Source organism: Amycolatopsis sp. NPDC051371, from assembly GCF_040682155.1.
GTDB lineage: Bacteria > Actinomycetota > Actinomycetes > Mycobacteriales > Pseudonocardiaceae > Amycolatopsis.
On the sequence record NZ_JBFBAG010000030.1, the window covers coordinates 1 to 12,281 of the forward strand.

The following is a 12,281-nucleotide window of genomic DNA, read 5'->3' on the forward strand; positions in this document are numbered from 1 at the left end:
ACGAATGGCGCGACCGGCCGTCCTCGACTCGGGACGAGGAGAACACATTGCTGCTGAAACATATCGAACGGATTCATGCCGATTCTCGTGGCACCTACGGCTCGCCGCGGGTGCACGCCGAACTGACCATGGGACTTGGATTACCGGTCAACCTCAAACGGGTCGAGCGGCTCATGCGCGAGGCCGGGATCCAGGGCCTCTACCGGCGCCGACGCCACCACACCACGGTCCGTGACCCAGCCGGGCAACCCAGCGCCGACCTGGTCAACCGCCGGTTCGCCGCCGAAGCCCCGGACCGGCTGTGGATCACCGACATCACCGAACATCCGACCGAGGAAGGCCGCGTCTACTGCGCCGCGGTCATGGATGCCTATTCCCGGCTCATTATCGGCTGGTCCATCGCCGACCACATGCGCACCGAACTGGTCACTGACGCGCTCGGCATGGCCATCCTCCGCCGCCAACCCGAGAACAATGCCACCATTTTACATTCCGATCACGGCTCGCAATACACGTCGTGGGCCTTCGGGCAACGACTCCGCGCCGCCGGAATACTCGCCTCCATGGGCACGGTCGGCGACTGCTACGACAACGCCATGATGGAATCGTTCTGGGGCACTCTTCAGCTCGAACTTCTCGACGCGAAAACCTGGAAAACCCGCGACGAACTTGCCAACGCGATATTCGAATGGATAGAGTGCTGGTACAACCCGAAACGGAGACACTCCAAGATCGGGATGCACAGCCCCGCCACGTTTGAGGCTCTCAACCAGCCACCAGATGCGGCGACCTGACCCCACACCCGCCGTGTCCGGCGAACAGGGGGAAGCTCATCGCTACTTTATGGTCGTGTCGTGAAACCCATAAGATGGGCTATCATGGTTGCCCTATTCTTAGGGGCTTTGCCGCTTTGGATGATTGTGGCCGCCATTAGCGAACAACGCCTCCGAAAGAGCAAAACCGGAGTTGAGGAGGAAGATTCTTAGTCTCGGAATCGGTCGACTTCGTGCTGTCGTCCGTCCGAGGATCGGCCGGTGACCGCTACGTGGACCGGGCGTGAAATCCCGTCCTGCCTAAACCTCAAGCACCTCGCGCCCACCGCGCGTTTCAACCTTCGGCCGGGTTGACCGACCCCGATGGCATGCTTGCCCGGCTCGAGCGCAGCCACGAGCGAGGTCCCGGACCTATAGATTGGGGCGAGTGCACCGCGAACGTAGATCCGTCGACCCAGCGGCCGCTTTGGTCGACGGATCTACGCGTCCGAGCTCAACCGGATGTGTGGTCGCAAGCCAGCTGACTTGTATCCCGACCAGGAGTACGTCGTGCGTCGCTGCCTCAAGGGGACCCGACCAAGTGGCGAAGCGGTGTGTGGCAGCGAAATGACCGCACACTCGTTGGCATGAGCTGACGTTAGTCGGGCCTCTGCGATCCCCGCGCTGACGGTTCAACTTACGAGCCCTGTTGGGCGTGTCCTCGGTCGTCAAAGGAGACTGTGACGTCTTATGCCTTCGCCTTGCAGAGGAGTGAACGGACTCACTCATGCATAAGGACGCTTATGCATGAGCGAAACTAGTTTACGGTGTCTTCGGTTACTTCGACGCTGTTCTGCTCAGCCCAGCTCTGTAGTGCGGCACCGATCTGCGTGGTCCAGTACTTGATCCGTATGTGGCCATCGGCGCTGACTTGCAGAGCCTCGGGGTACCCGAACTGCTGCTTCAGGCCGCTGACGAGGGCGAAGGTGGTGGTTAGCAGCTGTGGCCCGTCGCTGGCCAGGTCATCCAAGTCGGCTAACGTCGTGGCGACCGGTGGCGTGACCAGGCTGATTGTGCCTCCCAGTGTCTGTGTTGAGCCGAAGTTGCGGCTGTGGACCAAGCGGGCTGGGAGTTCTGGAGTGACCGGTACCAGCGTGGCGCGGAGTGAGACGGAGCCGCCGGCTGCGGCACGATCACGGGCGTTCTTCGCGAGGAACTGCAGCCCGCTGATGACTCGTGCTGTGAGGTATTCGTCCTCGATGTCGGAGGAGCTCGAGTCTTCCCGTCGGCGGTCGACGGCTGCGGCGAACGATCCCGCTCCGGTGCGGTGCAAGACGAAGGCGATGAGGTCCATGCGATGATCGCCGTACCCAGCGTCCGTCATCAGCCGGTCTGGTCCGACGAATGCGCGCTTGAAGTCGGTCCCCGGGTAGATCTGCATCGGGTCCCGGTTGAGCATCGCCGTCCGGAACGCGTTGAACGACGAATAGTTGATCTCGACGTGGCCGTCCTGGTCGGGCACGAGAGTAAGGACGACGTAAGTCATCAGGTCGGTATTCAGACGTTCAAGCAGGAATCGTTCGTGGACCTCAGCGACGTCCAGCCTGCTCTGAAGCCCGGCGAACCGCTCCCGGTATGCCTGGGCCACCTCAGGTTCGGACAGGTAGGCCGTTGTACGGCCGTTCCGGCGCGGGAACCGCAGCGAGTCGTTGACTAGGACGGCGTGCGGGGCAGTCAGACTGCGAGGTACGGCAATCAGGTAGAAGCCTGTGCCCGGTTTCTCTTCGTTCTCGACGATGCGGATATCCATCGACGGGAGCGGTCCTACTCCCGCCGCAACGATCTGTGACATGCGGTTGACCTCGGCGTCGGTTACCGCGAAGTCCTCGACCGGCTTCAACGCCCGGGCTTGATCGTCTTCCTCCATCCCAAGGATGATCAACCCGCCGGCGGTGTTGGCCATGGCAGCGACGTCGATCGACAGGTTTCGTTTGCCTTCGTCGCTGGGCTTGTACGTCTTGCTCTTGAAGTCGAGATCAAAGTCTTCCGGAGCCTTGGCTGAAGCCAAGCCGGCTACCTGCCCGTACGAGGCATCGGCAACCAGCGCCCCCAGCAGGGCCTCCAACCGACGAGAACGCAACGGCGCCATCGGCCAAAGTTACTCCATCTGGTGCAGCTCGACGTTGTGCCCTTACCTCAAGCTCCTGGCCACTGTCGTGTTCGCGCGCAACTTCAAACGGCGTGACGACGACGCACCCTTCGGAACCGCCCCCACGCGTGCCTGCAGCGGCTCAATCGATGGGTGGCCGGTGCGGAGGGAGCACGACCTCGGTTTCGGATAGTCGTCGAAGGTGGTCCTGGACTTCGACGACGAAGCGGGGCGCCACGTCGGCGAAGCGAGCGAGGAACTCCTCCAGCACAAGCGGCGGTCGGTGCCGTCCGGCGACGAGGTCGAATAAGCACTGGAGCGTTTCGTCTGGGTAGAGCTCGAGTTGGTCGAGCAGGAAGTCGTCAGGGGGTACCGCGGTGATGTCGTAGGGCGCGAGTGCTTCCGGCGGGAAGTCCTTGAGGTTGAACGTGACGATCACCGCGGCGTCGGCTCGCACCGCCGCGGCCAGAACGTGCCGGTCCTTCTTGTCGTTGGTCATTGTGCTGATCAGCGGTTCGAAGCCGGTGACCATGGCGTCCGGGAAGGCCTCTCGCATCGTCGTCAGCCGCCGCTGCGCTTGCTGCGGGGTCTTGCCGAGCTGGTTGACGAGGTTGCGTTGGACCTCGTCGAGGATTTGCTCGGACCACAACATGCGGAACGTGTCGGCCTCGGCCAGGCGCAGCAGCAGGTCCGCTGTGTTGAGCGGGATGAGGACGTTGGCGTCGAGCAGCGCGGGAAACGGCACGATTAGCGAGTCTGGATGATCCTGTCGACGTTGTCAGCCTCAACGTCGGATTCTTCCTCGCTGGCCCGCGCGGTCATCTCGTCCAGCGCCATGCGGCGCCGGTGGCGCGCTCGCTGCTGGTAGTCGAGCACGTCCTGCAGTCGGACCTTGCGGTGCCGGCCAGGCTGTTCGTAGCGGATCTCGCCCGCCTCCAGCAGCTTCACCAGCGTTGGCCGGGAGATGTTGAGCATGTCCGCGGCCTCCTGGGTGGTCAGCACCGCGTGCCGCGGTACGACGTTGATCGCCAAGCCCTGGGACATGGCGGTCACTACCTGCCGCAGTACCTCATAGACCTCGTCAGGCAGCTCGACGGCGCTGCCATCCGGTCCGATCAGCCGCGCGTGGGCCGCGGCCGCGGTCCGGCTGCCCAGCAGGCCCAGCAGGCTGTGCAGGGCGTGGTGAGAGCCGGTGTCCGCGTCGGCCGGCGGAAACACCGTGTGCTGCTCAAGTGCCGAGGTCATCGCGTCTCCGGTTCATGCTGGTCAGTGGACGTGAGCACTACCCAAAAGGGTAATCGAAAGAAACGAAAAAGGCGACAGGCGGCGACGGGATGCGACTCACGCCACAGCGGACCGCGCTCCCTGCGCCTGTGAATGCAGTGGCGGACGCGACCTCGACTCGGCATGCGCTCGGCGGGCATCACAACGAGCTCGCCGCGCCCCGGTTGCTTCGGGGGCGTAGGGCGGGGGGCTGAACAGGTGGCAGTCTTGATCCGGGCCGGTCAAGAGATCGCTCCTCCCCGGGTGGGGGACACGCGTCGCACTGCGCTAGACGTGACAGAAAATTAAGTGATATAACGTCCTCGTTGCGCGGATCGAAAGCGGTCGGCGCTTGGCCACCTGGAGGTCCGGATGGGGCAGCTGAAGCCATCGGCGTGGGCGTGTGCCCGGTTCGGCACCATGGCTGCCGACTTGCTGGAAGCGATCCCGGTGGCGCTGCGGCGGGCGCATCGACGTGCCCTGGCCAGCCATGTCGAGATGGGCTTCAGCACCAATGAGGCCTATGGCCTGATCTGGAAAGCGCTGCACGAGGAGCTGGTCTCGGCGATCGGTGATCACTCTGGCGTTCGTAGAACGAAGCCGAAGGGCGCGTCCTACGAGCTGGTCGTCATCGGCGAGCACAACGTCATCCTGTACCCATGGCGCTACGGCGACGACGCCCACACTCGGGTCGAGGATAAGCGGATGCGCCTGTCCGAGGTACGCAACAACCTGCTCACCCTGAACCCTGAGTCGCCCGAACCCCAGCTCACGCTCGAACACGCCGAACTGACCGAAGACGACCTTGCCTCGCTGTTCGAGGAAGAGCGCCGCGATGCGCAGTCGATGGCATCAGCTGGTCGTGCAGTCGTGCTGGCCTACGCCAGCAACCCGGACGCCGGCCTCCTGCGCCTGTTCTGGGGCGACGCCGAGAAGGCCGATGAGGACGGGTACCTCCGCTGGACCCACCTCGAAGAGATCTCGTTGCGGGCCGCCGACGACGGCACCGACGCCGGCGGCATCGGTGCACGGCCGCTCGTGCCCGTTGGACCCGACACGGCAGCCGGTCGCTTCGACCAGGCGCCTTTGGAAGAACCCGTCCTGGGCGTGCGACCGCCGCTGACCTCGCCGGACACAGATCCCACAGCAACGCCGCAGCCAGAAACCGGAAGCGATGCCTGACCTGCCTCCACAGCTACGCCTGTTCGGTGACCACGAAGAACCACTAGGCGCCGCCGAGATCGCCGCCGTGTTCGATCCGGCACGCCTGACTCAGGCCCGCTGCTTGGCCGGCATGACCAAGGCTGCGCTGGCCGACCGGGTCGGGGTGTCGGCTCCGGCCGTCACCCAATGGGAGGCCCGCAGCAGCCCACCTCGCCCCGACCATCTGCGCACGCTCTCCGAGGTCCTCGACGTTCCCCTGGGGTTCTTCGCCGCCGGTCGACCGCACGCCCGGCTTGATGCCTCCACGGCGCATTTCCGTAGTCTGCGCTCGACCCGGTCGTTCCAGCGCGCCAAGGCTGTCGTATTCGTCGAACAGGTCTGGGAACTCACCCATGCGCTGGAGAAACGGATCGCCCTGCCGTCAGTGGACCTTCCCGGCTTCGTCGCCGGCGAGGACGACCCAGACCATCCCAATATCGTCGAGTGCCAGGACATTCCGACCGACCCTGTGGCCGCTGCGGGACTGCTACGGCAACGGTGGGGGCTGGGCGTCGGTCCCATCCCGCATCTGATCCGAACCATGGAGACCCGCGGCATCGTCACCACGATGGTGCCCTTTGCCGGTGAGGACACGCCTCGCATCGACGCCTTCTCAACATCCCGGCTCCCTCGACCGCTGGTCATCCTGACACCCGATCGAGCGAACGACGTCTACTGGCACCGCTTCACCGCCGCCCACGAGCTGGGGCACTTGCTCCTGCACCGCGACAGCGTGCCCGGCGACCCAATGCAGGAGCAGGAAGCCAACCAGTTCGCCGCCGAGCTACTCACCCCCGCAGCATCGGTCAAGGAACTGCTCCCATCCCGCATAGATTTTGCCGCGCTGGAACGACTCGGGCGTGAATGGGGCGTATCAGTCAAGTCGCTGATTTATCGCTCCCGAGAGCTTGGTGCGCTATCCGACGCGAGCGCGCGGCGCGCCTATCAGAAACTCAACCAGCTAATCAGCGTGGGCCTACTGCCTGCGCAGCCGGTCGTCAACTATCCCGGCGAAGTACCCAGCCTGCTGGCCAAAGCATTTGCCTTGGCCGAGGAACACCGACTGCTCACCTTGGTTGGACTGGCTCGAGAACTTCAGTGGCGCGTGCCTCGCCTGCGACTTCTGTTGGGACAGGTCGACGAACGTCCCGCTCTCCGGCTCGTGTGAGAGCGCATCTAACAACTTCCCTTCTTGGTCAAGTGTCCCGGCCAGCTCGGTCCGGAGCCGATCGGACCGTCTCCAACGTCATCGCCGCCGACTATCACGGCGCCGCGCCGACCGCGTTCTCGCTGGGAGCCGACGGAGACGTCAACCGCATAGGTTTGCGTGCGCTGCAGTGACTGCGGAGACTGCCGGGCCACGCCGGGGGTAAGTGTTGACTGGGGCGCCAGGCATGCAAGACGTTGAGGCGGCGAGCCCGATCTGCTGCGATTGCATTCGCAGTACTGTTCGAGCAGGTCGCCCGACATCGCGTTGCATGAGTATAACGGTGCAGCGACGCGGACGTTCACTTGTAACAAAGTTGCCCAGCTCGACGAGTGGTAGTTCAACGGGCTGCCGGTAAGGCGGTCGCTTCCGGCACACGAGGAGGTCTGGTCTTGAGCCGGACACGGTCAGCGTGGCTATGGTCCGCTCTCGCCGCGGCGATCGCTGGCGGCGTTGGAATCGCGATCAATTTTGCCACGGACCTGAGGACCAGCGTTCTCGCGTGGAGTCTCGTCGGCGGGTTTGCGGTGGCGGCGGCTGCGGCGGCTGCGGCGGCCGCGGGGGCTGGTCATCTGCCGCGAAGCGCGGAGTCTAAACTCAGGAATGCGGTAGTTGACAGGCAGCTTCGCAAATTAAATGAGTCCACGGGCGACGAAGCGGTAGTGGAGTCGATTGAAATCATCGCCGAATTGCGCCGCCTTTCTCAATTTTCAGGGATGCGGCGTTCATTTTCACGACCAACGGCGATGAGTGTAAGGGCCCATGATTCAGTTGTGAACCTCAATTCACCTGCGACTTCGCCCGTATCGCAACTCGGTTACAGTATCTTCAAATGGCTACTGCTGCTCGCTGGAATTCTCATCGGAATCATTTCGCTGTACGCCTTCCCGACCTATCCGAGTCCGTCGGATGTTGCTGCCCTGATCGGTAGGGGTGGCGGTCAAATTGATGCCGTAGAAGCATCACGTCGACTGCACGCGGACTGGCTGCAGCAAATAAAGGACTTGGGTCAACTATTTCTTCTTACGCCGGTATTTCCGCTTATTGCCGCCGTGATTGGGTACATTTTCGGCGTGCGCAATGGGAAGCATGAGCTAATCGTCTCCGACGCTGATGTCGCTGGCGAAACCCCGAAAAAGGAGGACTAGGAAGTCGGCAATGTGTGCGCGCTTAGTGCATTCAGGTCACGGCAATGGGGCTAGTGTCGCGCGACGTTAAATTAGTTTACGGCTGTGGGTTTGCGATGATGGGTCATGCCTTCGTCGGGTTTGATGGTCAGTGACGAGGATCGGGCCATCCTGGAGCTGATTGTCAGCGTTGAGGTATCGGTACTTAGCGACCGGTGCCGGGCGTGTTGCGGCGGTCAGCCACCCGAAGGCGGAAATTCGAGCGGCTCGGCAATGCGCTCGGCGGCCGGGCCATTTATCGACCTGAGCCGTAAACTGGTCTCGTACAGGACTGAAGCCGGTGTTGGCTTTCCGCGGATCGAGAGGGGCTCGCGATGGCGATCATGCTCTACTACCCGCTGATCGAGCCACCGCGAGACGTGATGTACCAGGGTCTGCTGTATTGGGACATGATCAGCACGATCGTGCCGGATCTCGCAGATCCCGACCGGGAGTCCGGGTGGGTTCGGCCGAGCATGATGTCTCCTGACATGGCCGCCGTCGCGGATGCAGGCCTCTACACCCCGCTGAGCATCGCTTCTCACGTTGAGCCGTCGGTCGGCATCGGCGGAGTCGACCTGACAGCTAAGCTGCGGGCCGCACTCGCGGACCTTTGCTCGGAGATGCCCGAACGCGAGTTGAAACCACGCCCAGCGGTCGAAGACCCCGAACAGGAAATCGTCTACTCGGACAAGTTGCCACCGCATTGTGTTGATCTCCTGTTGGAGAACGGACTGGCCCGGGTCGCCAGACGAGAGCCAATGCTGATCGTCTCCCCGGCCGTGCACTTCACCCTTCTGAGCGTTCTGGCCCGCCAGTTGGCCCACGATCTAACCGCGTGGCAGCGGGTGGCCGACCGCGCGGAGCCGTGCCTTCCCTACACCGACCAACCGTGGGCGTTCCGCTTGGCTCACCTGCCTGCGACGGGGAAGCCGGAAAGGTGCTGGCAGGTGGAACTCGGCGGGCTATTGCCCGTGCCTGATCCGTCTGTGCCAGTGAGCGAGGTCATCGCGTTCCGGTTGAAATACAACGACGAGCGAGTCAGATTGGTGCGTGCGATACGGAACCTTCTGCGCCGGCTGGGTGGTGGTGAAGATCCGGACGAAGTGTTCGCGGAACTCCGGGCTGAACTCGCAGACGCGCTGTCCGACTTAGACCGTGCCAGTCAGCGCAGGCGCGTCCACTGGATGCGCAGATCAGTGTCTGTCCTTGTCGCGCTGGGCAGCGCAGCCGGTGCGAAGGTCAGTCCTGACTACGCCTGGCTGCTCGGGCTGATCGGCGGATACGCAGTGAACGTGGCGACGACCAGCATGCCGTCGTTGCCCGGCGATCAAGGAGTCGACCTCAGCTACCTCCAGCGCATCCGGAAAGCAGTCGAGTGAACTACAACCCGGGAGTTCGGCCGCCGTCGCCGTGGTCGCTTCGCAAGCTGGTGCTGGAGCACGTCCTCGCGGTGGAACACCTGTTGTTTGGTGGGGCCAGCAACCCGGCAATGTGGTGGACAGGTCAACTTGATCGGTTGGCTGTTGGCGTCGGCGAGCGTTGTCGGTCACACCCCACCGCGGCCGCGGAATCCGGACGACGTCGATCTCTGAATCGATCATATCGATGGGATCCGCCAAGGTGGGACCTCCCTCCAGCTCGTTGCTTGATACTCCACCGAGTGGGCCCGCCACGATGAAACTCTGCAAGAAGAGCCGCCAGCTTTCCGAACTGGAGTTGTCCGGTCTCCGTCGTCAGGACTGGCTGGGACGCGTCCGGGTCGGTGTTAGGTGACCCGCACCGGACGCGTCCCGTTGAACCATGATCAGTCCCTCGAAGACTTCGTATGTTCGGGCTGGCGGGCGTGGTGAGCGAGCGTCGCGGGGGCGTCGATCCAGGTTGCGCCGTCCCATGGCGAGAGGGTCGGCATCGTCAGTAGCGCGTCGGTGGCCCGCTCCGCGGCTAGCGCTCGGAGCAGGTCTGCCGTCGCTGTGTCGGATCGGCCAGCGCCGGAGGCTCGTGTGGCGCGGGCCAGGCGGTGCCGGCTCCAGGGGGTGAGTTCCGGTTTGGATGCGAGTCGGGCGGCGCGGGTGAGGGCTCGTTCGCGGCGGATGACGATCCAGGTTTGGTCGCCGGTGCCGGCGCCGACGTAGGACAGCAGGTGCTGACCGACTGACCGTAGGGCTTGGCCGAGTCGGCTGAAGCGTTGGCGGGTGCCTGTGGCTCGTAGTTCGAGTCCGAGGGCCAGGTGCAGCGCGAGTACTGAGGCGACTGGTCCGCCGAGGGCTCGCCATAGGCTGCCGGGCCATTCGGAGACGAGCAGGGCGGCGACGACGCCGAAGCCGGAGAGCAGCCAGACGACCGAGCCGTACATGCCGGGGCGTCCGGTTCGTTTCAGGTTGGAGCGCATGGCGAGGCCGGAGCCGAGCAGGAGTATTTCGACGACGGTGAAGAACGCGGCGGCTTCCCAGAGGTGGACGTGGAGCACGTCGTGCCACACGCGGAACGAGGCGTCCGCGGACGCGGCCAGGGCCCCGGTGAACCCGAAGTAGAACACGCGTGCCTCCACTGACAGCGGCTGCAGGGTCACCTGCCGTCGCGGAGCGTTCCTCCAGGTAATGCCTGCAAGAGCGATAACCAGCGCACCTGCGATTCCCGCGGCTCCGGCGATCCGCCAGTCGACCAGCGGCAGCAGGCGAGTAGCGAGCAGCCGGTCGGCGACCACTCCAGCCCCGCTGGCCAGCACGAGCGCGCACCCGATCAGGGCGAGCACCGGTGCGGCCCAGGTTTGCCAGCCGAAGCGGATCATCAGCTTCACTGGCGGTGTCCGGTCGAGCGCCGGACGGGTGTCCTCCGCCGTCGACTTCGCGGTAGCTGTCGTCCGGTTGAGGACGTCGTCAGCCGAGGTGACCGTATCTGCCTGCTCCGCCAAAGCGGTCGTGACCGCAGGACGCGCAGGGACGAAGCCGGACGCGTCCTCGGCGTGCTGGCCTGCGGGTTCCGGTGTCCGGTCAGCGACGCCCCTGCTCGGAATCGCCTCGGTCGCGGTGGTGTCCGGCCAGGTGGCGGACGCGTCCGGTCCGGTGGCCGGTTGCCTCGGGAAGGCGTCCGCTCCGGGGTCCGAAGGCGCAGCCGGAGGGGACACTTGGGTCGTGGTGGGGCGTCCGGTCGGATGTATCCCTGGTGTCTCGATCGAGGGGAATGGGACGACGACGCCCTCGTCCGGCACGGGCGGGATCGGGGACATCCCGGCCGGCGTCCAGTGCGGCATTCGACTGCTGGTCGTGTCGAGGTTGTGCTGGCGTCGGTAGGCGGCGACCACCGGGGAGACGCGGTTGCGTTTCTGGCCGTGGGGGTCGTTCTCGCCGTAGCCGTAGGCAGCCAGCCACGCCATGACCGCCGCTGTCGACACGCCGGATGGGTTGAGTCGGTGCAGGACCTGGCACGCGTACCGGGTCCGGTCTTGCTTGAACGGGATCTCGTGGAGACGTGCCACGTGGTGAGGATCGAGTTCGGTCCGGTGAACGTCGGTCAATTTTCGAGCCTTGATCACGGCTTGGTCCCCTCGTACAGCGCATGGAACGGTGAGATCGACGCGGCTGTGTTGCCCTGGGACCAGCCAGCGCTGGGCCGCCGTGGGTCGCGCGGTGCGCGGGTCGTGCCGGCGGTGGTGAGTGGGTTCATCGGTCTCCTGCCACGGCGGCGAGCAGGCCGGGGTTGTCGGGTGACGAGGCGAGTTCGTGGGGGTGGCAGCGTGGGCATCGGCGGACTTGGTCGCGGCCGGGCACGGGGATGGTGCGGGCGGCGATCGTGTCGCCGGGGCGGGCGTCGCATTGCCCGCAGGGCGGCGGCACCGGCGCGGCCTCGCCGCCTTGCGCGCGGGCTCGCGCGGGACGGTTCCTGGGTGGTTCAGGGACGGTTCGGGGGCAGGCTCTGCCCCCCGTTGAGGCGTGGTCTGCCCCTCGGACCTGTGCTGCGTGCCCCCCGTCCTGGTCAGCGGGCGGCAGACTGTGCCCCTCGTGACTGACCTCGCCGTAGCGGTTGTCCACAGGCTGGGTGGAGTTGTCCACACTTGTGAGTGACAGGTTGAGGTCGTAGCCGTTGGGGCGCCGGTCGGCGCGGCTGATGTAGGCGGCGACGATGCCGGGGTCGGACGGGTGGATCAGCTCGAGGGTGGCGAGTTCGCGGAGGATGTTGCGGACCGAGCGCTCGGATAGTCGGGTGTAGCGGGTCAAGGTGGCGTTCGAGGGGAACGCGTTGCGGCCGTCGGGGTCGGCGTGGTTGGCCAGTCCGACGAGCACCATCGCCAGCGACGAGGCGTCGCGTCGGTCGGTGGGGATGGGTGCCTCGTTGAGTGCCCAGGAGATCGCTTCGATGCTCATCGCCCACCTCCGGACGAGGCTGCGGTGGGCGCTGGCTCGCGGCGGACGCTGAGCTGATTCACGCGCCCGGGAGCGGCTGCTCGCCGGCTACGTGGCGTGACCAACGAGGCGCCCGTTGCGTAGCCCCGCGGCGTCGTCGGCGGGCCCTGGGGAGACGGCGGCAGACCGTGCCCCGGC

The 12,281-nt window shown here is 65.0% G+C and carries 10 protein-coding genes; 5 read left to right on the top strand and 5 right to left on the bottom strand.

The window, feature by feature from the left end; genetic code table 11:
- On the top strand, positions 1 to 794 hold a 794-nt coding region (locus tag AB0M59_RS31790; protein ID WP_364622545.1), incomplete at its 5' end, for an IS3 family transposase.
- Positions 795 to 1,569: 775 nt separating this feature from the next.
- On the opposite strand, the gene AB0M59_RS31795 is transcribed toward AB0M59_RS31790, so the two are convergent.
- From AB0M59_RS31795 to AB0M59_RS31805, 3 genes are all read right to left on the bottom strand, one after another.
- The gene (locus AB0M59_RS31795) at positions 1,570 to 2,901 is read right to left on the bottom strand and encodes an ATP-binding protein (RefSeq protein WP_364622548.1); all 1,332 of its coding nucleotides are present in this window, start codon (positions 2,899 to 2,901) and stop codon (positions 1,570 to 1,572) included.
- A 142-nt stretch (positions 2,902 to 3,043) separates the two neighbouring features.
- Positions 3,044 to 3,646 carry a PIN domain-containing protein gene (locus AB0M59_RS31800; protein ID WP_364622551.1) on the bottom strand — a complete coding sequence of 201 codons (603 nt, stop codon included), beginning with the start codon at positions 3,644 to 3,646 and terminating at the stop codon, positions 3,044 to 3,046.
- 2 nt (positions 3,647 to 3,648) lie between these two features.
- Positions 3,649 to 4,146, bottom strand: coding sequence for a helix-turn-helix domain-containing protein (locus tag AB0M59_RS31805; RefSeq protein WP_364622553.1), 498 nt, complete (start codon positions 4,144 to 4,146; stop codon positions 3,649 to 3,651).
- A 390-nt stretch (positions 4,147 to 4,536) separates the two neighbouring features.
- Here AB0M59_RS31805 and AB0M59_RS31810 point away from each other — a divergent pair, with 390 nt between their 5' ends.
- The 4 genes from AB0M59_RS31810 (at position 4,537) to AB0M59_RS31825 (ending at position 9,122) form a co-directional block, all read left to right on the top strand.
- Entirely contained in the window at positions 4,537 to 5,346 is an 810-nt protein-coding gene (locus tag AB0M59_RS31810) for a hypothetical protein (RefSeq protein WP_364622556.1), read from the top strand.
- Positions 5,339 to 6,535: an XRE family transcriptional regulator gene (locus AB0M59_RS31815; RefSeq protein WP_364622559.1), complete on the top strand. Its 1,197-nt coding sequence runs from the start codon at positions 5,339 to 5,341 to the stop codon at positions 6,533 to 6,535. The genes AB0M59_RS31810 and AB0M59_RS31815 overlap by 8 nt, the downstream gene beginning before the upstream one ends.
- 431 nt (positions 6,536 to 6,966) lie before the next feature.
- On the top strand, positions 6,967 to 7,722 hold the full coding sequence (locus AB0M59_RS31820) for a hypothetical protein (RefSeq protein ID WP_364622561.1): 756 nt from the start codon (positions 6,967 to 6,969) through the stop codon (positions 7,720 to 7,722).
- Between the two features lie 353 nt (positions 7,723 to 8,075).
- Positions 8,076 to 9,122: a DUF6236 family protein gene (locus AB0M59_RS31825; RefSeq protein WP_364622563.1), complete on the top strand. Its 1,047-nt coding sequence runs from the start codon at positions 8,076 to 8,078 to the stop codon at positions 9,120 to 9,122.
- A 425-nt stretch (positions 9,123 to 9,547) separates the two neighbouring features.
- On the opposite strand, the gene AB0M59_RS31830 is transcribed toward AB0M59_RS31825, so the two are convergent.
- Both AB0M59_RS31830 and AB0M59_RS31835 read right to left on the bottom strand, forming a co-directional pair.
- Positions 9,548 to 11,275, bottom strand: a complete 1,728-nt coding sequence (locus AB0M59_RS31830) for a hypothetical protein (protein WP_364622566.1) — start codon at positions 11,273 to 11,275, stop codon at positions 9,548 to 9,550.
- Positions 11,276 to 11,402: 127 nt separating this feature from the next.
- Positions 11,403 to 12,104 carry a helix-turn-helix domain-containing protein gene (locus AB0M59_RS31835; protein ID WP_364622569.1) on the bottom strand — a complete coding sequence of 234 codons (702 nt, stop codon included), beginning with the start codon at positions 12,102 to 12,104 and terminating at the stop codon, positions 11,403 to 11,405.
- Between the last annotated feature and the right edge of the window lie 177 nt (positions 12,105 to 12,281).